This is a genomic window from Bradyrhizobium sp. Ses1 (assembly GCF_059512365.1).
Map to the genome: position 1 here is coordinate 23,054 of NZ_JCAMOQ010000064.1, position 20,312 is coordinate 43,365.

Here is a 20,312-nt window from a genome sequence, read left to right on the forward strand (position 1 = left end):
GCTATCGACCGCATGTCGATGTGGCAGTTTTGGGCGTTCGTTTCGGGCGCGTTGAAGGATGACGGCGCTCTTTCTGCAGGAGAAGCCGACGAATTGTGGGAATGGCTGAAAGCATCTTGACGCATGGCGAGAAGCAAGAGCGCAGAGCAATTCCGCCGTCTGACGGAAGAACTCAAGGCCGAGGTCCACAGGGAGGCCGTCGACGAGCTGAACGCTCAAGCGGACAATCTCGCCCGGCAGATTGAATTGGTGGCGCCGCGGGGTCCGACCGGAAATCTGGAACATTCGGTAGCAAAAGTGCCAGACCGGAAGACAGACACCGTCGTTAGAATTGTCGCCGGTGGCCGATTGACGATCAGGCCTTCTGTATCCAGCAAGCCGTATGACTACGCGCGCGCCGACGAATTCGGGACAGTCAATATGAGGGCGCAGCCCTTCTTTTTCCCGACATATCGGCTGAACAAAAAGAAGATGATCTCGGCGATGAAGCGAAAGATCCGAGCATCTATCAAGAAAAGGTCTGCTGAGTAATGGCCGGCAACGATACCGCCGCGCTTGTAGTTGCGCTCTCGGCGCAGCTCACTCGGTTTGAGCGCGACATGAAGCGCGCCGGTGACATCGCGGACAAGCAGGCTTCGCAGATCGAGGACCGGTTTTCTCGGCTCAATCCGTTTGCCGGAACGTTCCTGGGCAATTTCGCTGCTGATTTCGCGCGCAAGGGTTTTGACCAAGCCATCAGCTTTGTCCAGGACCTGACCCGCCGCTTCACCGAGCTCGATGCCACCGCGAAACTAGTCGGCGCTTCGATGAACGACATTTTCGGCGTTCAGCAGGCGGCGTCAAAGGTTGGAACTCCGGTCGATGACGTGACCGCGAGCCTTAAGAACCTCGCGGTCCTGCTCGACCAGTTCAAGCGCGGCGAAAAGAACTCGCTGAGCGAGCTGTTCGACGCCAATCCGCAGGCGCTCAAGGGCGTCAATACCCAAGCTCTCAGCCTCCAGCAAACCTTCGCGCTTGTGGCCGACTTGGTCCAAAACGCGCGCACGGAGATTCAGAAGATTGACCTCGCCAAGGCGGCAGGCCAGTCGGAATCGATGGTTCGGTTCCTAGAGCAGGGCGGCGAGGCGGTCACCTATCTGTCGAAGAATGCCGCCGCAGCGGCGCCAGACTTGCAGAGGATCGCAGACCAGGCAAAAGCGTTCGATGAGGCATGGAAAACGGCCGTTCAGAATGTCAAGGCCTACCTATCGGAACATCTGTTCGATTTCATCAAGAGCGACCTGCAGGACCTCATCAGCCTGCTCGAGCTCGCCGTCAAATTCCTAGGTCTATTCAAGGGCGGCCTTTTGGATGCGCAGGCCGCGTCGGCAGCCAGCGATCTCGCAAAGACCCGAGATGCGTTGGTTGCCTTCCGCAACCGTAATACGCAAGTCGACGAGAGTGCGGGCCTTGATACGTCGGCGGGAGCTCGCGAGGATAGGCGCGCCGCTCCAGCGCGAGTCCTGATTCAAGGTGGAACATCTACCGCCGATCGCAGCCGCGCTCTAAGCAATGTGCCGCTTCACAATACAGGTGGCGAGGAAAACGCATTCGAGAGGTCTAAGGATCAAATCGAGAAGCGGATCGCGCAACTGAAGGCAGAAGCGCAAGCGCAAGGTCTTGGGGTCCAGGCACTCGCAGCATATCGGACGGAGGCGCAGCTCACGACGGCTGCCCAACAGGCGGGTATTCCGGTAACGCAGGCGATCAAGGACAAGATTCAGCAGCTCGCTCAGAGTGCTGGTGATGCGGCTCTGGCGCTCGAAAAGGCGCGCGTGGCTACTGACATTTCCCGAGGGCGGCAGACGGCGTTCCTGTCACCCGAAGACGTCCAGATCGCAAATCAACTGAGAGGAATCTATCCGGACGTCGCAACTGCATTGAACAGCGTCGAGGCGGCCGCGCTCCGCGCAAACGATGGCCTCCGAGAGGTGTCGACTCAAATTTCTGGCGATCTGACGAGTGGCCTCACCGACATCGTGTCAGGCGCAAAGTCCGCCAGCGAAGGCTTCGACGACATGGCGAAATCGATCATCCGCAGCATCGAGCAGATGATCGTCAAGCTCCTCATCGTCGGTCCGTTGATGCGGGCCTTGCAGACGGGCTTCAGCTCGTTTCTTGGTACACCGGGGCTCAACGCCAATGGGTCGATCGCCGGCGCGATCGGACCGACGTCCGTTGGCGGTGCGCCGTTGGTGCCCGCCTTCGCGAACGGTACAGATTTTGCGCCCGGTGGTCTCGCGCTAGTTGGCGAGCGGGGCCCGGAACTCGTCAACCTTCCTCGCGGCTCTCAAGTGATCCCGAACGCGGCGATGCGGGCGGCCGGCGGGGGCGGGGCAGTCACGATCAACAATTATACTGACGGGCAGCCATCCGTTCAGCGTGGCTCGAACGGCGATGTGACGATCACCATTCGGAAGATGGTCGATCAGGCCATCGGAGAGTCGCTTGCGTCTGGAACTGGCCGGCGCGTTCTCGGCAGCAGCTATGGCGTGAAGCCATTTACGGGGCAGTAAGATGGCCGTTCCTGCATGGCCTGTGGATCAATTTCCCTACGCGCCTGACCTCAATACGGTTCAACCGGTGACAGGATTCCTGGACCCGGTCCGGACAGAAATGGAGGGTGGCAACGTGCGGCTCAGGACCAGGCCGGGCGATAACGTCGGTCAGGTGTCCTATTCCATTCCAATGACGAAGGCGCAGCTAGATTTGTTCAACGCGTGGGTGAAGACGACGTTGAACAATGGGACGTCGCGCTTCTCCATGCCCGTCTGGATCGACAACGCCTTCCTCACAAAGGTCTGTCAGTTTGCTGCGGTGCCAAGGCGGCAGCGTATCGGCACCAGCAAGCTCGCGGCCGTGATTTCGTTGCGGGTCTATGATCTCTGATGCCGACACACAATGAAGCGCTCCTGGAGGCGTATGCGTCGGCTCCGCCGAGCTCGCGCATCTACTACACCTTGGAGATCTGGCAGGCCTCATTCGATCAGCCGGCGCGCGTCGTCGCCAATGTCGGCGATGACATGACATTCGGCATCGAGCTTGGGGCTCCGCGGAACGGCGGCGAGATGGTGACGTTCATCGCCTGTCCGTTCCAGGCGGATTACCCGGAGCAGCGGGAAGGGCAGCCGCCGCAGACCAAGATCAAGATCGACAACGTCAATCGCGAGCTGGTGCCGAAGATCCGCGCCGCAATGTCGGTCCGGCAGTACATCCAGGTGCTCTATCGGGAGTACCTCAACAGCGATCTGAGCGAGCCGGCCTATGGCCCGGTCGAGTTCGAGCTGCGCAACGTGCAGATGGTTGGCGCATCGCTGACCGGAACCGTGATGGTGAAGAACTTGCAGAACAAGCGGTTTCCGCGGCTCACCAAGAATTACGACTACATCCAGTTTCCGAGCCTGTTGCCGACGTGACCCGCGCCGAATTCCTCTCGCCGCTGATCGGCGAGCCATGGGCATGGCAGGCCCGCAACTGCTGGGACTTTGCCTGCCACGTGCAGCGTGAGCTGTTCGGCCGCGCGTTGCCGCAGATCACGGTGCCGGAGGATTTCTCGCGCCGCTGGGTCCTCGGCGAATTCGCCGCCCATCCCGAGCGGTCGCGCTGGTCTGAGGTGCCGGAAGGGCCGGGCGGCCTCGTGACGGCCGCCGACGGCGCGCTAGTGCTGATGGCGCATCTTCGCTTTCCCGCGCATGTCGGCGTCTGGTTGCGCCCAGAGGGCAGGATCGTCCACTGCGATACCAAGACCGGCGTCGCCTGTGAAACCCCGCTGGCGCTGCGCCAGATGGGCTGGAAAAAGCTGACCTTCTTCGAACCGAAATCCTCATGCACGGAACAGTAAAGAAACTGCCAGCGCTCCCAGCGCCGCAACGCTCCCGCGCGCGCCGTGAACGCCGCAGCGAGGCAGCGCGGCGGCCGGTGCTGCATGTCGTCATGCCCGGCCTCGAGGTGGCGCGTGAGGTGCCGCGGAAGGGCGAGACGGTGACGGCGTTCCTGCGGCGCTCCGGCTGGGCGTCGCGCGACCGAAGATATGGCTGGCGGTTCCGGAAGGGCCTGCCGACCATCCTTGAGATCAACGGCGAGGCCGTGCTGCGCAAGGAGTGGGCACGCCGGCGGATACGCGCCAGCGATGCCGTGCGCTTCGTCTCCTATCCGCTCGGCGGCGGGGGCGGCAATACCGGCAAGCAGGTGCTTGGCCTGGTCGCGCTGGTCGCGGTATCGGCGTTCGCCTTCTGGGCAGGGCCGGCCTTGGCAGGCGCTATCGGCCTGACCGGCGCGGCAGCGACGATCGGCGGCGGCCTGTTCACGGCCGGCATCGCCCTTGGCGGCTCGCTGCTGATCAACGCGCTGACGGCGCCGAAGGCGGGCGCCACCAACGCGCCGGATGCGACGCAGGACCAGATCTACTCCGCCTCGGCACAGGGCAACGTCGCCAAGCTCGGGCAGCCGCTGCCGGTCTGGTATGGCCGCCTCAAGCGCTATCCGGATTTTGCCGCAACGCCCTGGAGCGAGTTCGTCGGCAATGAGCAGTATCTAAACGTGCTGCTGTCGACGACGATGGGTAGTCTCGAATACGAGAACCTCTTCATCGACGACACCGTGCTCTGGGATTCCGCGACGGGCATTTCCGCCTCCTATCCCGGCGCGCAGGTCGCCTTCTATGAGCCGGGGCAGGAAGTCACGCTTTTCCCGACCAACGTCGTGGCGTCGGACGAGGTCTCCGGGCAGCAGCTTCCGGACGGCTCCGGCACCACCGGCGGCTTCTTCATCCCGCCGACATCGACGTCGCCGGGCGCGTGGATCGGTCCGTTTGCGGCCAATCCGCCAGGCACGCAGGCGCAGGCGCTCGCGGTCGATTTCGTGCTGCCGGCCGGCTGCGCCACGTTCAATCAGACCGGCAACGGAGGCCGGGTCGGCTATGGCACGGTGCCGCTGACAGCGGAGTTCTGCCTGATCGACGACGCCGGCACGCAGATCGGCCCGTTCCAGACGCTGGCTTCGACGGTGCTCAACCGAGGCAGCACCAGCCCGATCCGGGACAGCTTCAAGGGCAATGTGCCGCCGGGCCGCTACGCCGTGCGCTTCCGCCGCAACGATGCGGCGTTCGATACGGAGGTCGGCACCAACCAGGTGCTCTGGGCAGGCCTGCGCGCCTTCATCAAGGGAAACAATTCATTCCCGGATGTCTCGACGGTCGCGATCCGGCTGCTCGCCTCGCAGTCGACGCAGGGCTCCTTCAAGTTCGGCGTGCTCGGTACCCGCAAGCTGCCGGTCTGGACCGGCTCCAGCTTCGTGACGCAGGCGACGCGGAATCCGGCCTGGGCGTTCTTCGATGCCGTCACCAGCGCGCAATATGGCTCCGGCCTGCCGATCTCGAAGGCTGATTTCAACGCTGTGGTCAACTTCGCCGCCGGCTGCGCCAGCCGCGAGGACACCTTCGATTATTGCTTCACCTCGGCCGTCGCGGTGCCGGAGGCCTTCGACAAGATCCTGACCGTAGCGCGGGCGCGGCATTTCTGGCTCGGCGACACCGTCTCTGTCGTGCGCGACGAATGGCGCGACGTGCCGACCATGCTGCTGACCGATCGCGAGATCGTGCGGGATTCCACGCAAATCAGCTTCACGATGCTGGGCGAGGAGGATCCGGACGCCGTCAAGATCGAGTACATCGACGAGGAGACGTGGCGCGCCGCGGATGTGCAATATCCGCCGAACGGGCCGACCTTCACCGCACAAAATGCTGAGGTGAAGCGGCTCGACGGTATCATCAACCGCGACCAGGCGTTCCGCGAGGCAGCCTTCTATTACCTACAGTCGATCTATCGCCGCGAGAACGTGCAGATCGCCACGGAATATGAGGGCCGGGCGATTACCTTCGGCTCGGTCGTCCGCGTGCAGTCGGAGTTGCCGGAGTCCTATGGTTACGGCGGCGCAGTGGTCGCCGTGTCTGGCCTCCAGCTAACGCTTTCGCCGGCACCTGTTTGGGACACTGGGCCATTCTATATCCGTCTGCGGCGGCCAAACGGGACGTTCTTCGGCCCCGTGTTGGTCACGAAGGGCACCAGCGCGTCAATTGCTGTTCTCGACTCGGCCAGCCTTGCCTCGGCCGAGAGCGCGCAGGGCACCACGCTTGCCGCTGTGCTGTTGCGCGAGGATGGCGGGGAATATCCAAGCTTCGAACTTGGCAACGGCGTGTCATCCTCGCGCCTGTGCGTCGTGCTGGGCGGACAACCGAATGGCGACACCTGCACGCTGAGCCTCGTTGTCGACGACGAGCGGGTGCACGCGACTGACCTCGGCACACCTCCTGTGCTGCCGGAGCCAAACTATCCTTTTAATCCGAAGATTCCGCTGGTCGTCGGCCTGAATTTGCTCTGGTCGCAGAGCATCGCCGAGCCAACCCTGTCGGCTAGCTGGTTCCCCGCGGCAGGCGCAATCTACTACGTTGCGGAAATCTCCTTCGATTCCGGCGCGAGCTGGCAGCAGGTTTACGAGGGAATAGACAACAAATTCTCGTCCGTCGTGCCGGCCGCCGCGCTAACTGTGCGCGTGCAGGCTGTGACCGCTACGGTTCGGGGTCCTTACGCCGAGGCGAGTCTGGGTGCACCGACCATTGAGATTGCTTCTCAGGCTGTTGCGCTCAAATCTCTAATCGACGGCATCCAATACCAGATCACAACGTTGATGGACGACATCAACGACAAAATCGACGATGTCACGCAGCGCATTGCGGCCATTGCATCAGACCAAGACGCGCGCAACTGGCTCGACAAGAAAGAGGTGCGCACCCAATTGGCGGCGCGCTCGGACGCGGCATCTGCGGAAATCAATGAGGTGCGCACGGTTGCGGTAGGAACTGAGGCGGCGCTGGCTTCTTTTGAGACGGAAGTTTCCGCAACGTTCGGCCCGGCGTTCTCCTCCGTCAACACCGTCTCGCAGGCTGTTGCGACACTCGACGGCTACGCCGCAGCTTCGTGGTCGGTGATGCTCAATGTCAACGGCGCGATCTCCGGCATCCAGCTTGTTGACGGCAGCGACAGCGAGAGCGTCATCAATCTTCTGGCGTCCAACGTAAAGATTTCGCTGCCCGGCTTCAACGGCGACGATCCTTACGACCTATTCGCCACAGGCGTTGTTGGCGGCACGCCTTCGGTTGGCATCAACGGCAACCTGATTCTCAACGGGACGATCACGGCCGTCATGATGAATGTCGGCACGCTGAGCGCGATCACTGCAAACGTTGGCACGCTAACGGCAGGTATCATCCAGAGCACCGATGGCAAGATGGTTATCAGCCTGAACGGCGCGAACATTATCGTTTCGGATTGACGATGGCTCGCCGCGTTGTTCTTGGAAAATACGCTGATGGCGTGAACTATGGTTTGCGGGTCTCGTTGCCCGGCACCGATGCCTACCTTGGCAACAGCAACGCAGGCGGATTTTCCTTCGATAGCAATTGGACCGATATCGTCCAGACGCTGATGGTTGGAACGTCAACGACTGCTTCGCTGCCGAGTTGGCCTAATCAAGGCTATACGCCGTATGTGGAAGTCCGGCAAATAAGCGGGAGCGTTGTCTTCGACGACGGAGTGTATGCGAGCGGGCATCAGGTCGGAATCGCGGCAACGGTGCTTCCAACCGGAATATCCAGCGTCCGCAACGTTGGCACCATCAGCATTTTGTATGCGGTGTTTAAGCTTCCGGTGCTGTCGGGATGAGCAGACGGATCGTTGTGGGGAAGCGCGGGAACGGCGACATAGGCGTGTTCGTTTCACCGGCCGGTGTTGACGCGTACACGGCGCCCGATAGCTCCCTGATTATGTCGGTCACGTCCAAGGTGTCGCAGTTGATTGCAATTGGACATGCGGCGACCTCCACGACCGTTCCACTCGGATTAAGTCAACGACCATTTGTTTTCCTGACGAGCCAATTCGACTTCAACAATGTGTTCGGCCACACCACTGGGCCTGGGCCTCTGCGACCCTCTCCATTGGCTTCTGTTCCGTCCTCCACAGCGACAATAAACAGTAGCGGCGCATCGATGACGCTCTCAACGTCTCTACCTGTGAAATACTTTGTCTACTCGGCGGTCTTCTAGTGGCGCAACGTGTCATCATCAATGCGAATGGAACGTTCCGCGTTTCGGTCCCAGGAGTCGATGCGGGCGGAGCGCAATTCGACAATCTGATTTTTGATTCGAACCAGCCGCCGCTTCGCATATCGCAGAACGGCTGGTTCACGATGACGCCAATCTTGGACAGCGACTACACAGCACCGTCGCCGCAGAACGTGAAAGAGCAGGCCGGTGCTTCGGTTGTAGTTACTGACCCTGGCGGCGCGTCTCCGTTGTTCATGACAATGCACCGCGCTCCGGCTTGGTACGGCGTTTCTGACGGAGGCAGCGGGGTCGTTCCGGTCTTTGATAACGGCATCTTAATGACGCCGACTCGCTCGGACTCGACGACCAATCTCAATGTGCAGGGCTACAAAGGCTCTGGTGGCGCTATCTGCTCTAACGTTTTCTTGGGAGTCACGTTCACACCGCAGACGTTCGACCCTTTGATCCACACGAACCACTTCGACACCATCTACATCAATTACGCGATTTTCAAGAACTTCACCTGAGGGGCGGGCTCTGTGCTTTACGTTCTCTACAAGCCGGATGGCAGTATCTATCAAGCCAACAAGCTGTTTGATCCGACTGGATACGACGACCTGTTGCGGGAGCAGGGGCATGAGACTTTCGTCAAGTACGATGCCCATTATCCGGTAAACCCGGAACTGTTCTATGTTGACGTGGCGAACGAAGATTTGCTGGCGCGTCCCGACATGGAAATCTCCGTATCAAAGCCTACCATCAAGGCTGATGGCAACGACAGTGTGGTGTTTACAAACATTCCGAAGGACGTGACCTGCGCTGTTCATATCTGGCTACAGGGCGAACGTATCGGCGTGTACGCAGAGAAGCTTGGCGAAGCTACCGAGTTTGAATTCGCCCAGACCTCGCCAGCCATCTATCACATCTCATTCGACAAGTGGCCGTACCGCAGGTTTGAAGTAGCGATTGAGGTGGCGGCATCATGACCGTAAGGAAACGAATTACGTTCGACACGATGGCACCAGCGCGAGCCGCGAAAGTGAAAGCCATCAACGACTATTTTGACCGTCTCGTGAGCGAACAATCTCACCGCGACCGGGCACACGCGCTCAAGCGCGAATGGGCAAAGAGCGATCTAGACAAGCTTCAGCCTGAAGCTGACCTGCGCGGGATATCCAAGGAAGAATTGGCCGACATTATTCTCGCGAAGCCCAACACCTCAGCCGTCGCGGAGCGTGAGCTGCAGCGCCAGAAAATGATGCTGGCAATTGATGCCGCGACCACGCCGGCAGAGCTAGAGGCGATCAAGCCCTAGCTGGCGCGCGCCTGTCTAGGCGCCATCCACACAACCCAATAACCAAACTTCTTCTCTTCAGGAAGGGGAATAATGACTGCTTTCCCGAGCTATTCGACCGGCACTGTCTCTGTTGCCAACGGCGCTACTGTCATCGTTGGCAACAGCACGATCTGGTCCGGCGTTAACGCGCGGCCTGGCGACGATATTGTGATCGACGGGCACATGGTGGTTGTGCAGGATGTCACGGATGTAACGCATCTGGTTATCGACCCGTGGCCGTACACCAGCGTTGCGGCAGGTGCAGCCTACAAGATCATTCAGCGTTCTCCGCTGCGCTTCGTTGGCGGGCAGGCGATGGCCGACGTCTCCAAGATGGTGGCGGCGCTCAACACCGATGGTTTCTACGTGTTCGTTGCCCCTGATTTGACCGCTCCGGATCCCTCTTTGGGCGAGGAGAACCAATTCGCGCTGCAACCCGACACCGGCAAGCTTTGGCTGAAGACCGGCGGCGTGTGGGTATTTCAGGGTATCTACAAGGGCTTCAGCATCAAGGGGCCGTGGAGTGCTGCGACGGCCTATCAGGTCGGCGATGTCGTTTCGTTGGATGGCTCGTCCTATGTGGCGCTCGCAGCGAGCACGAACCAGACGCCGCCGAACGCGACTTATTGGCAGGTGTTGGCGGCGAAGGGAGACACGGGAGATACTGGACCGCAGGGCGCCGGCTACGGCGGAACATCGACGACGTCCCTCGCGATCGGCACAGGCTCCAAGACGTTCGCACTCGCTGCTGGCTTCGCGTATCAAGCTGGCAACTACGTTCGCGCCAGTTCGGCGGCGAATGGCGCGAATTTCATGGAGGGGGCGGTCACCGCTTACAGCGGTGGAAATATCACCGTTAACGTCACTAAGACGGGCGGCTCCGGTACGTTTGCCGATTGGCGGTTCGCTGTGTCGGGTGCGCCCGGTAGCGGCGACATGCTCTCGACGAATAATCTGTCGGACGTGTCGGACAAGAATACTGCTCGCGTGAACCTGATGATTCCCGACATGATCGGCGCCGCTTTCCCAATGTACAACGGGAAGATTGTCGAGAGCCACACTGGAAACGCAGCTACGTTTGCGATCAAAACAAATGCGGGCAGCGATCCAAGCGTTGTTGACCCGGTTAAAATTGGTTTCTTCACTGCGAGCGGGTTATATGTAGAGCGATCTGTAACGGCTGCGACGTCGGTAACGGTATCGTCCGGCTCGACGCTTGGCATGAGCCCAACTACCCGGTTTGAATTGGTGATAGTCGCTCTTGATGACGACGGCACTGTTAAGCTAGCTGTCGCGTCACGACTTGGTCAGACGTTGCCGGCTGGCTCCAATGCTATTGCGTTTGCACTGGATGAGGGGACACCCCAATCAACTACTGCGGAAGGCGGTGCTGGTGGCGCAGATAGTGGCGCAACGCTCTACAGCCAATCAACGATTACGTCGAAGCAGGCGCGAATTGTTGCTCGGGCAGAGTACGACAACGGTCTCGCGACGGCGGGCACATGGAACGTCTCACCTTCGCGAATTCTACTTGAGCATCGTGGCACAAAAAAAACGGCCTTGCCGCCCGCATTTTATGCCCACAAGAACAATGTAACCCAGCCGCTGTTCGATGGAATCTACACTAAACTGACGTTCACGACTGCACGCTTCAACATCGGAGGCTATTACGATACGGTGAATAGTCGTTGGACGCCCCCTGCAGGACTTGTTGAATTGAGCGCGGCCGTCTGGCTAAACGCGGGTATCGACCCGGCCCCGACGAATGTTACGGCAAAAATCTGGAAGAATGGCCAAGCAACCGAAGTCTCTGCGGGCGTTGGTTGGGCGCCCGCCGGGTTCGCCGGTACCGGCGGAACATTCATTCCTCGGACCATCGATCTCGCGAACGGGACGGACTACTACGAATTGTTTATATTCGTTGACAATACTGCAAATACAAACATCGGGGTCGCTGACGGCAACCCCGCGCACACTTGGTTCTGCGGGAATGTAATTGGCTAACCCGCGTAGCAAGCCCGCACCATCTGGCCGGCGTGGAGAAACCTTCCGCCGACCGCGCCGCACTGTGGTGCCATCGCGATAACAACGATCGCTGCCGACACCGCGGCGAGCATAATCCATAAAACTTTCATTTTCATTCCAAGCCCGACTTCTCAGCGGGACAGTCGTACCACCCACAACCAATCCGAGCAACCCATGTCAGTATCTAACTATTCGGTTTCTTTCGGCGTTGCCGCTCGATCTGCTGCTGCTGCTTTTTGGCTTGGCGTTCTATGTGTCGCCGTTGCTGTCTGCTCAGCTTTGATCTACCTCCAGCTCCTGGCGGGCTCGCTTCGTTTGGCTCCGAGATCGGATAGGGCTCCGATCCAGTACCATACACGTGCACCTGATCTATCAGCTGATTCCAATTTAGGGTCGCGCTCGTGTTCATTGAGCAGTTGGCAAGCAGGGCTAGCAAAAGACCAGCCAAAGCTAGTGGCCCGCTCTTGGCGATCTTCTTGCTGATCGCGCTCGCGAGCTCGGGGGATGCTTTCTCTATCTTTGCGATGACTTGTTGGGGAGGGGTGCCCTTTCTCGCATCGACGAGTGCACCCTGAAGGACGTTCAGTATAGCGATTGTCCGCGGAGGCGCGTTCCTGACGCGAATTGCGTTCCCTACAAAATCGAAGTCGCCATCGACCATTCGAGCCATGCCACGGCACTTCGGACATGTCTCGCTGTTGTTGGAAAGGGAAGCTTGAAAGACATTTTCCAGTGAGATCGCGTTAGACGGAAATATCAATCCGCAATTACTGCAGTGTGCTGGCGGTCTGAATGTAGACAAAGGAAGCCCCATTGATCGGCTTTCGCGCGCCTCGCGGGAAAGGCTTTAATCCGACGAACTCCTTAACCAAGGAGCCCCCCAAAAAGGGCGCAACATTTACCACCCGCAACCAACCCGAGCAACCTGCCTGACACTCCGTTGGCGGTAGCGGGTTACTCGGTCGACGCCGATAAAAATCCAATCGCCGACCTCAATGCCCGCTGCTGGGCAAACGAGGACGCCTGATCGGCGCCTGCGGGGCGACTTTTCCACACCAATCAAGACCTCAACGCCTCTGACCGGGCGAATACGGAGCCATGCCTATGATCAAGCTGACCAAGGAATCGCTGCGGCAGATTTTCCCGCGGGCGCCGCAGGCCGTCATCGACGCCTTTGTGACGAAGCAGGATCTGCTGACGAAGGCGGGAATCAACGCCACGCGCGCGCGGCTGGCCTACTTCTTCGCGAATATCGAGCATGAGTGCGGCGGGTTCACAATTCCGAACCTAACGGAGAACATCAATTATTCCGCCGCTCGGATGGCGGAGGTCTGGCCGAACCGGTTCTCTGGCCCCGCGTCCGTGCAGGCCAAGTACGGCACGGCACCGGGCTGGCAGAAGAAGGCCTTTGACGACATCTACGGCAACCGGATGGGCAACCGGCCGGGGACGTCGGACGGATCGACCTATATCGGCCGCGGCGGCCCGCAGTGGACGGGCAGGGACGGCTACGCCAACCTTGAGCGCCTGACCGGCCTGCCGGCGGTCGCCGACCCGACCGTCGCAACCAAGCTCGAGTTGCAGCCGGAAGTCTGCACGGCCTTCTGGACGTGGAAGAACCTCAACCGCTTCGCCGATGCCGGCGACTTCGTCGGATGTGTCAAGGCATGGAACGGCGGCACCAACGGGCTCGCCGACCGCCAGCACCTCATGGCCGGGAATGACCCGATCATCGCGCGGCTCGAAACCGTCAACGCTATCGCTCCGACTATTCCCGATCCAACGAAACCACCCGTGACGAAGGGCGACGTCGCCAAGGGCGCCGCCGGCGCCGTGGTCGCTGGGACTGTCGCCGCCGGCGTGCACCAGGGCTGGGGCCCGTCTCAGTGGCTGGTGATCGGCTTCATCGTGGCGGCCCTCGGGGTCGCGGGATTCCTCATCAGCAAATCCATTAACCGGCCGGCGGCGGCCTGAAAGGCATCACCATGAACATCCTGATTGTCCTCGCCATCATCTCGACGCTGATCCTCCTCTATGCGATCGAGGGCCGCGCCTGGCTCAAGCGGCAGCCATGGGCAAAGGGCTTCTTCGATTGGGTCGAGCCGATCGAGATAGCGCTTTTCAAGAAGTCGGAGACGATCCTGTTCGCGCGGCTGCTGTCGGCTCTCGGCATTGTGCTGACGTTCTTGACGCAGATCGGCGACATCAACCTGACGCCGCTGATGCCGCTCGTCCCTGACAAGTATCAGGTCATCGTCAGCATGACGATCAACTGCATTCCGCTCGCGATCAGCTTCATCGGCATGATCGTGGAGTGGTTGCGGAAGAAGACCACGAAGCCGGTCGAGCTCGTGGCCGTGCCGGAGGATAAACTGCCCCCAAGCGCGGCGCTGGCAGTCGCCCAGGCGGAAGTCGCCAAAGAGCAGGCGGTCGCGGCCGTGACTGAGGCGAAGGTGGCGTGATGCTGTCAGCCATCGCTTCCGCCCTCGGCGGGCAGATCGTCGACAGTCTCCTCGGCAAGATTACGGGCGTCTTCCAGGCATACTTCAACAAGCAGATCACCGAGGCGCAGCTCCGCGCTCAGCTCCAGACGGCGCTGGTGGAGACCTTCGGCGAGATCGAGAAGGCGCATGCCGATGCGCTGGCGAAGACCTATGCCAGCTTCATGGATGCAGCGAAAACTTCGCCGCTGCTGCAGCGGGTATGGGCGATCGCCACGCTCTCACAGCTTTTCGTTCTGCTTTGGCACCAGTTTGCGATCCCGTTCATCGTCTTCATGGGACTGACGACGCGCTATCCGTCCTCCGGAACGACCGTGGAGTGGGCCTATCTGCTCGTCGGCGCTCTCTTGGGCCTGGGGCCGCTCGTTCTCCGGAACGGGCCCGGCGCGCTATCGCCGGACAAGCTGAAGGCGCTCATCAAGTGAAATGGTCGGCTCGACCTGTCGCTGGAACGACAAGCCGAGCCTAACCCGCAACGGGCCGCACCCGTAACAGGCTGGGAATGGATCCTAGCGATAGATCGTTAACGAGCTCTGGAAAGCTAGGGGACAGATGGAATGAGCTTCACATTCGATACGACGATCAGCATCCCTGGTGTTGTTGGTCTACTACTTTTCGTCGGCGGCATCATTGGAGGGTGGTACAAGTTTGGAGGACGCCTCAACATGCTCGAATATCGGGTCGGCGCGATCGAGAACACGCTCAAGATATTGAGCGAAACCTTGAAGTCGATCGCGGAGACCGACAAGAAGATCGCGGTTATCGATCAGCGGCAGTTGGCATTGGAGAGCAGCAACGCCACGATGTTGGAGACCATCGAGCGCCTGCGCCGGGGAGAGGGTTACATCACCTCTCGCAGGGGGAATCTTGAGGGTGAGTATACCCGATAGTGCCTCAGAAGCGCGCCCGTCTGTCTCTGCTCTTGGTGGCGCTCTCGTTCATGGCGCTACTGATCCTGCTGCACGCCCATTTCAGCCTTTAGGCCGTCGCGGCCTTCCGTAACTGTCGGCATTTCCTAACCGGCAGTAGCTCGGCCCTTTTGGGCCTGTTCAATCTCCCGAGACTTGGCCGCGCCCTCCATGCCCCGGATGGCGCGGCTTTTTTGGCTAGATCAAATCTCAATCTGTTTGAGAATAGACTGCACAATAGGCTGCAGGACGTCCGGCGTTTCCGTAGCTGCGCTTCCCGTGATATTATAGCGAAAGGCCACCGACGGCGGGCTGTTCTTTTTGCCATCTTTCGATGTGGACTCAAAATATTGAAGAGCGCCGCTTTCTTCGGGGGTCAACACCAAGCCGCACGATGCCGATTTCCGAGCCAGCTGCACAATGTGGTGGTTTAAGTCGCTTTCGACCAGTGCTCCTTGGCTGGCCAAGTATGCCTTTAAGGCGCACTCGATTGAATGGTAGATCAGGAACAGTTTAACCCAGAGATCGCTTACTTCGTGAGAAGATGCAAGGAAGGCTGTTGCTAACGCCTTGAACCCGCGCGTATCAGCATCACGATTGCTCTGGTATCCAGCATTTAGAAAATAATGGGGCATGATCAATTTCTCTATTTCCGCTAGCTAACTACGGCGGCGCTGACTTTAGCGCGTTCACTGCGGCTTATCCTCTTCCGGATGCGGAAGCGGGCCTTCGTGGTCGATCACGCTTCCCAGGTCTCTTAGGTCGATCCATCCGCCGCAGAGCTCGCATTTCCTGAAGTGCTCAGATTCGTCCTTTGGTGGACCGCCAACGCGCTCTCCGACGTATTTGCCGCGGGGGATTCTGCGCTTCACTCTCGCCTCCGGATCGGGAGATTCAATTCTCTTGCCTTCCGCTCCACCTCATCGACGCTGCCGGAGCGACACAGCCACTCCGCGGCTTCTTCAACTGTGGTTCCGTTGTTCATCGCGTCTGTGAGGTTCTCGATGTCCATCTCGGTCCATGGTGTGCCGTCGTAGATGTCGGGCATCAGAAACTGTCCTTCACGCGCTCAAAGCTCGGGTGCGTCCGGTTCTTGACCTTGATCCAGTGGTCACAACGGCCGGCGCGGTAGGGGCGTTCCTTGTGCTTGGATACTAGGCCCTCCAGGCCCATGTCGCAGGCGGCCCGGAACAGCTCGGGGCCGATCTCACCCTCCTCAAAGGGGGCTGCATGGATGCCATCCACGCGCCTCGCCAGAAGCTTCTGGAGGTTAGCTTTCCGCATGCTCAGCGGCAGCTTGCGGATATCGTCTCCGTCCGAAACCAGCATATCGAAGGCGTAGAACTGCACTTCATCGTCATGCCGGCGAGAGTGCAGGCTGTTGAAGTCCGACCGGCCATCGACACCCAGTAAGACAGCCTCACCATCGATCACGAACGACGTATTACGGTTTCGTAAGGCCGCCTCGACGATCAGCGGGAACCGGCCGGACCAGTCATTACCGTTCCTGGTGAAGAGGCGAACGGCCTTCCCCTGACGCTCCACGATCAGCCTATAGCCGTCGTGCTTGACCTCGTGAATCCACTCTAGACGGTCAGGGACCTTTGTCCCCTTGGTCGGGATGCAGGGAAGGTACTTCGGTTTGAGCATGCCCAGAACATAGGTATCTGGGGCGGATACTGCGAATCGCTTCGCTAGTCAGGCGGATTCCAGCCTTCAGGAGGATCGTATTCGCGCGGACGGCGACCGGCCCTCAGACCATCCGCAAAGACAATTGAAGGAAAGAGCGACTTCTCAAGATGGTCCTTCGTCAGTGACACCTTCCCATGCGAGTACGTGAAAATGTTGTGCGAAATGTTTCTTCCCGGAGGGGCAACGGTTATGAAGCGCTTATCCGGAAATGATTCGCGGAACATCTTCGCCGTCGCGGCTTGGTCAGAATCCGCAGTAACGAGGTACGCCGTGTGATAGCGATCAAGTCGAGCATCGTTAAACAGATGCAGCGCAAGATTTACGTCTGAGGCTTTTTCCGTTGGCTTTTCCCATTCATGGCTACAAGCGATGCATTCCATTGGCTCGCGGATGTAGTGCCCCAGAATCGGCTTTACGTTCACGACCTTGAGTGCGGCCATGTATTCGTCGTGCCGGAATTTCTTCTTTGAGTCGCCAGGGTAATGGGCGGTACAGTAAGTTACCGGCCCAAGTTCTTCCGAAGTAGAATCCACTATTTGTTCCCCGAGTTTTCTTAGATTAAGCCATTTTAGGTGAGGTTCCTGGAACTTTAGTATTGAATGGTAAAGATTAAAGCCGTCGATATACATACCGGCTATAGTCTTCATACGTAATCCTTGACTTTTGAGACGGCCTGTCCTAGATAGAGCGCATCAACGCGGAAGCGATACGTCGCCAAGCACCCCCGGCTAACCACCGGGGGTTTTATTTTGCCCATTTGGGAACTCAACGCCAGCGGTCATTTTCGCTCGGCTGCAATTGCAGTGAATTTCGTTCCCGGAGCCGGGCGCCTATGCGAACAACTCGGCGCCCTCTGGCGTGATCTTCACATAGGTGCCGCTCTCGTGCATCCACAGCCAGCCGCGATCGAGCGCGAACTTGATGGCGGCGCCGTACTCGGCCGGTTTGGCTTTGTCTTGGAAGAGAAACGGGTAGTTGATCTTCTCGATGTGGATGCGGCCGTCCTGAACCGGTTCGATCGTGCTCGCGATCTCCATCAGCCGGCGGGCAGCTTTTTCGGGATCGGCGTAAGGACTCGGTTCGACGTATTTCATCTGTCAGTCTTTGGCCGGCTCGTCGGCCCCATCCTCGAACTTTGATCCGATGAGCTGGTAGAGATCAAATAGCGCCTGGTGAGCCTTCTCGGCCGCAGCGGCGACATCTGGGAAGTGCTCAGCGCAGCGTGTGTCCATCACATGCCGGTCGAACGTATCCATGAGCACAGAGGTCGTGTGAAGCGCCTCGTGGGTATAGCCGTCGTTGTACGGCTCGGGGCGAAGTGGGGTGGGGTTGACCATGTCCGGCTCCTTCTTAGCGGTCAGAGTATAATCCCGTTTCGAATTTCATGCGGCTAACCTATCTTCCTTGTCCGGGCCGCGCATAACGATCTTGAGAGTATCGTCGGGCAGCGGCCGCTGGAGCGCCTTAGCCTCATCCCACGGCGCACGCAGCCACACGTCGCGCTCTTCATCCGTCGTCAGGATCACCGGCATCGCCTTCGGATGGATCGGCGCAACGATCGCGTTCGGCTCAGTCGTGAGGAAGCCATAGACTAGGTGCGGACCGGGGATAGGTTTAGACTTGGTGCCGCGGTCGCCCTTGAACTCGGTCCAGATCCCGGCGAAGGCCATGAGCGGCCGCTCATCGTTCAGCGCGAACCAGACCACGTCTTTTTTCTTCGTGGCCGGGTTCGGCTCCGGCGCGTACTCGGCGAAGCTGTTGAAGGGCACGAGGCAGCGGTTCTCCGGCTTCAGCCAGCCACGCCAGTGCGGCGAAGTCGTATTGCGGATGTTCGTCACCGGCGGCCCGCCGGTTCGCGGTGGCGGCGGCATGCCCCAGCGCATCAGCACCAGCTCACGGCCGTCGGTGCCGTCGCGGATTACGGGGGCTGGGTAATCAGGAAACACGCCAGGCATCGGCGGCAGGTTGCCGACGTAGCGGTTGACGACGCGAAAGAGCGCGCGGATCGCCTCCTGGTTGGTGGTGATGGAGTAGAGATTACACATTAGGGGTCCTCAGCGTTCGCCCGGCCACCAGGTTGAGGGCGGATCCTGCGCGGAGATCTTCGTCGGCCGCACCGCGATCAGATGACTGCGCTTGTACGGATAGCCGCGCTCCTCCGAGCAAAGCTTGCAGCGCATGTAGCGCTCGAGCTCGTGGATTGGCGTCGTCTTCGGCCGGCGGACGATATCGAGCGCGACGGTCTGGTGCGTCTCGCAGCCGAGACACTTCACTTCGAGATAGGTGTAGCCGGCATTGAGTGCGTCACCGAGGGCAGGCGAGGGCTGCGCCGGTCCCTGGAACGCAAGCATGCGCTTGTTCCAGGCTTCGCAGGCGAGCCGATCGGCTTTCTTGCGCGCCTCGAGCGCCTGCTCGGCCGCCGCGCGCACGGATGCGCCGAAGATCGTCTCGCGTGACTTGGTGCCCATAGCGTGAAAATGCGGCCTGCGGCCCGCGGCGGCAAGCCGCTAGGTCTTGCGTCGGGCGCGTCCGATCTCACTAGCTGCTGGTCAACAGCTTCCTGGCCAAAACCAAGACCAAGATCACCGCCATACAAAACAAGGTCCATGAGCCGACGCGGGTGAGGCGGGGCATACTACTTCGCCCCGCCGCCGTTGATTGCCGCCGTCATGTGCTCGGGAAGCGCCCGGCCTCGCGTGTCGTCCTTCTCGATATCGGCCCACTTGTGGAAAGGCGATGCTTCGTGGATCATCCGCTGGTCGGCCCGTTGCCTGTCCTCTCGGATGCGATCGGCGTCCATCGGCGATCGCAGCGAACCGAACAGATGATTCTCCGGCGTCCACGGCCGGCCTGTGATCGCGACAACCAGGAGCATGACATCGTTTCTGGTCTGCACGTGGCGAAGGTGGATGAAGCGATGATAGCGCCCGGCGCCGTCACTTCGTAGCCAGCAGAACCAATCCATGTCGCCATCTCGTGATGGGACGTTGGCTGCGAGCTCTATCCCGATGTCCTCGTAGCTCGTCAGGCACGGCTTCTCCTTCAGGCCGGCACCCAGCCATAACAGCCAGTGTTTCGACGGCTGGCGGTCGAACTGGTGCCATTTGAAGCCTACCGCCTTAAGCCACTCTTCGGTAATCGGGTCGTCGCTCATCGCTCCGCGCTCCCTGAACGAGTGGGACCGTTCGCCAGTTCGAGCAGCACGTCGGCGTGACACGGTTCGCCGACTTTGCACCAGCACATGAGCGTTTTGCCCCGGAGGCTCTCCATAGCTGCAGCAACCTCTGCCTTGGTCGGCGCCGGGCTGCCGTCCTCCTGAGGATTTGCGTCGCCGCGCATCGCCCTTAAGGCCCATTCCCGATACAGCACCACCGCATGCATGGTGTTGCGCACGAACGTGCCGGCATATGGACCTTTGTCGAGGTAGTCGCCTGGCGAGTAGGGATTGCCCCATGGCCCCGGACGGCCGACATAGACCGCGCCATCCGGAGCCTTCCAGCCCTTGGTGCGCTGGCGTTGGATACGGACAGGCCCGCTCATGCCCACCCCTTCCAAGAGTGGAGCCGGCCGGGAACGCTCAGCGAACAAAAATTGTAAACCGCTGTGTAAACTGGCGTTCTATGTAAACGTCTCGATGGAATACGCCGTTGAAAATATTGAGAAAAATGGTCGGAGCGAAAGGATTTGAACCTTCGACCCCTAGTCTCCCAGAC

The 20,312-nt window shown here is 59.9% G+C and carries 25 protein-coding genes; 15 read left to right on the plus strand and 10 right to left on the minus strand.

Features of this window, described 5'->3' with window-relative positions; translation table 11 throughout:
- Positions 1–123: 123 nt before the first annotated feature.
- The 15 genes from AC5ZG5_RS40605 (at position 124) to AC5ZG5_RS40675 (ending at position 14,889) form a co-directional block, all read left to right on the plus strand.
- The gene (locus tag AC5ZG5_RS40605) at positions 124–531 is read left to right on the plus strand and encodes an HK97-gp10 family putative phage morphogenesis protein (protein WP_456642258.1); all 408 of its coding nucleotides are present in this window, start codon (positions 124–126) and stop codon (positions 529–531) included.
- Positions 531–2,555 carry a hypothetical protein gene (locus tag AC5ZG5_RS40610; protein WP_456642259.1) on the plus strand — a complete coding sequence of 675 codons (2,025 nt, stop codon included), beginning with the start codon at positions 531–533 and terminating at the stop codon, positions 2,553–2,555. The genes AC5ZG5_RS40605 and AC5ZG5_RS40610 overlap by 1 nt, the downstream gene beginning before the upstream one ends.
- A 1-nt stretch (position 2,556) precedes the next feature.
- Positions 2,557–2,928, plus strand: a complete 372-nt coding sequence (locus AC5ZG5_RS40615; protein WP_456642260.1) for a hypothetical protein — start codon at positions 2,557–2,559, stop codon at positions 2,926–2,928.
- A complete protein-coding gene (locus AC5ZG5_RS40620) occupies positions 2,928–3,455 on the plus strand; it encodes a DUF1833 family protein (protein WP_456642261.1) in 528 nt (175 codons plus the stop codon). The genes AC5ZG5_RS40615 and AC5ZG5_RS40620 overlap by 1 nt, the downstream gene beginning before the upstream one ends.
- The gene (locus AC5ZG5_RS40625) at positions 3,452–3,880 is read left to right on the plus strand and encodes a hypothetical protein (protein ID WP_456642262.1); all 429 of its coding nucleotides are present in this window, start codon (positions 3,452–3,454) and stop codon (positions 3,878–3,880) included. Before AC5ZG5_RS40620 ends, AC5ZG5_RS40625 begins: the two co-directional genes overlap by 4 nt.
- Positions 3,865–7,368, plus strand: coding sequence for a host specificity factor TipJ family phage tail protein (locus AC5ZG5_RS40630; protein WP_456642263.1), 3,504 nt, complete (start codon positions 3,865–3,867; stop codon positions 7,366–7,368). Before AC5ZG5_RS40625 ends, AC5ZG5_RS40630 begins: the two co-directional genes overlap by 16 nt.
- A gap of 2 nt (positions 7,369–7,370) precedes the next feature.
- Positions 7,371–7,757: a hypothetical protein gene (locus AC5ZG5_RS40635; protein ID WP_456642264.1), complete on the plus strand. Its 387-nt coding sequence runs from the start codon at positions 7,371–7,373 to the stop codon at positions 7,755–7,757.
- Between the two features lie 379 nt (positions 7,758–8,136).
- Entirely contained in the window at positions 8,137–8,664 is a 528-nt protein-coding gene (locus tag AC5ZG5_RS40640; RefSeq protein WP_456642265.1) for a hypothetical protein, read from the plus strand.
- Between the two features lie 12 nt (positions 8,665–8,676).
- The gene (locus AC5ZG5_RS40645; RefSeq protein WP_456642266.1) at positions 8,677–9,123 is read left to right on the plus strand and encodes a hypothetical protein; all 447 of its coding nucleotides are present in this window, start codon (positions 8,677–8,679) and stop codon (positions 9,121–9,123) included.
- Positions 9,120–9,452: a hypothetical protein gene (locus tag AC5ZG5_RS40650; RefSeq protein ID WP_456642267.1), complete on the plus strand. Its 333-nt coding sequence runs from the start codon at positions 9,120–9,122 to the stop codon at positions 9,450–9,452. The genes AC5ZG5_RS40645 and AC5ZG5_RS40650 overlap by 4 nt, the downstream gene beginning before the upstream one ends.
- Positions 9,453–9,524: 72 nt before the next feature.
- A complete protein-coding gene (locus AC5ZG5_RS40655; protein ID WP_456642268.1) occupies positions 9,525–11,477 on the plus strand; it encodes a hypothetical protein in 1,953 nt (650 codons plus the stop codon).
- A 1,125-nt stretch (positions 11,478–12,602) separates the two neighbouring features.
- Entirely contained in the window at positions 12,603–13,472 is an 870-nt protein-coding gene (locus AC5ZG5_RS40660) for a glycoside hydrolase family 19 protein (protein ID WP_456642269.1), read from the plus strand.
- An 11-nt stretch (positions 13,473–13,483) separates the two neighbouring features.
- A complete protein-coding gene (locus tag AC5ZG5_RS40665) occupies positions 13,484–13,960 on the plus strand; it encodes a hypothetical protein (RefSeq protein WP_456642270.1) in 477 nt (158 codons plus the stop codon).
- The gene (locus AC5ZG5_RS40670; protein WP_456642271.1) at positions 13,960–14,424 is read left to right on the plus strand and encodes a hypothetical protein; all 465 of its coding nucleotides are present in this window, start codon (positions 13,960–13,962) and stop codon (positions 14,422–14,424) included. Before AC5ZG5_RS40665 ends, AC5ZG5_RS40670 begins: the two co-directional genes overlap by 1 nt.
- Positions 14,425–14,556: 132 nt before the next feature.
- Entirely contained in the window at positions 14,557–14,889 is a 333-nt protein-coding gene (locus AC5ZG5_RS40675) for a hypothetical protein (RefSeq protein ID WP_456642272.1), read from the plus strand.
- 221 nt (positions 14,890–15,110) lie between these two features.
- On the opposite strand, the gene AC5ZG5_RS40680 is transcribed toward AC5ZG5_RS40675, so the two are convergent.
- From AC5ZG5_RS40680 to AC5ZG5_RS40725, 10 genes are all read right to left on the minus strand, one after another.
- Positions 15,111–15,542 (minus strand): hypothetical protein, encoded by a 432-nt coding sequence (locus AC5ZG5_RS40680; protein WP_456642273.1) that lies wholly within the window; start codon positions 15,540–15,542, stop codon positions 15,111–15,113.
- 233 nt (positions 15,543–15,775) lie between these two features.
- Entirely contained in the window at positions 15,776–15,955 is a 180-nt protein-coding gene (locus AC5ZG5_RS40685) for a hypothetical protein (protein ID WP_456642274.1), read from the minus strand.
- On the minus strand, positions 15,955–16,557 hold the full coding sequence (locus tag AC5ZG5_RS40690; RefSeq protein WP_456642275.1) for an ATP-dependent DNA ligase: 603 nt from the start codon (positions 16,555–16,557) through the stop codon (positions 15,955–15,957). Before AC5ZG5_RS40690 ends, AC5ZG5_RS40685 begins: the two co-directional genes overlap by 1 nt.
- 44 nt (positions 16,558–16,601) lie before the next feature.
- Positions 16,602–17,039 (minus strand): PIN domain-containing protein, encoded by a 438-nt coding sequence (locus AC5ZG5_RS40695; protein WP_496165516.1) that lies wholly within the window; start codon positions 17,037–17,039, stop codon positions 16,602–16,604.
- 390 nt (positions 17,040–17,429) lie between these two features.
- Positions 17,430–17,693, minus strand: coding sequence for a hypothetical protein (locus tag AC5ZG5_RS40700; RefSeq protein WP_456642277.1), 264 nt, complete (start codon positions 17,691–17,693; stop codon positions 17,430–17,432).
- A 3-nt stretch (positions 17,694–17,696) separates the two neighbouring features.
- Entirely contained in the window at positions 17,697–17,936 is a 240-nt protein-coding gene (locus AC5ZG5_RS40705) for a hypothetical protein (RefSeq protein ID WP_456642278.1), read from the minus strand.
- Between the two features lie 45 nt (positions 17,937–17,981).
- Positions 17,982–18,644, minus strand: coding sequence for an SOS response-associated peptidase (locus tag AC5ZG5_RS40710; RefSeq protein WP_456642279.1), 663 nt, complete (start codon positions 18,642–18,644; stop codon positions 17,982–17,984).
- Positions 18,645–18,653: 9 nt separating this feature from the next.
- Positions 18,654–19,067, minus strand: a complete 414-nt coding sequence (locus AC5ZG5_RS40715) for a hypothetical protein (protein WP_456642280.1) — start codon at positions 19,065–19,067, stop codon at positions 18,654–18,656.
- A 167-nt stretch (positions 19,068–19,234) separates the two neighbouring features.
- The gene (locus tag AC5ZG5_RS40720) at positions 19,235–19,753 is read right to left on the minus strand and encodes a hypothetical protein (protein ID WP_456642281.1); all 519 of its coding nucleotides are present in this window, start codon (positions 19,751–19,753) and stop codon (positions 19,235–19,237) included.
- Positions 19,750–20,139 carry a DUF4326 domain-containing protein gene (locus AC5ZG5_RS40725; RefSeq protein ID WP_456642282.1) on the minus strand — a complete coding sequence of 130 codons (390 nt, stop codon included), beginning with the start codon at positions 20,137–20,139 and terminating at the stop codon, positions 19,750–19,752. Before AC5ZG5_RS40725 ends, AC5ZG5_RS40720 begins: the two co-directional genes overlap by 4 nt.
- Positions 20,140–20,312 lie beyond the last annotated feature (173 nt).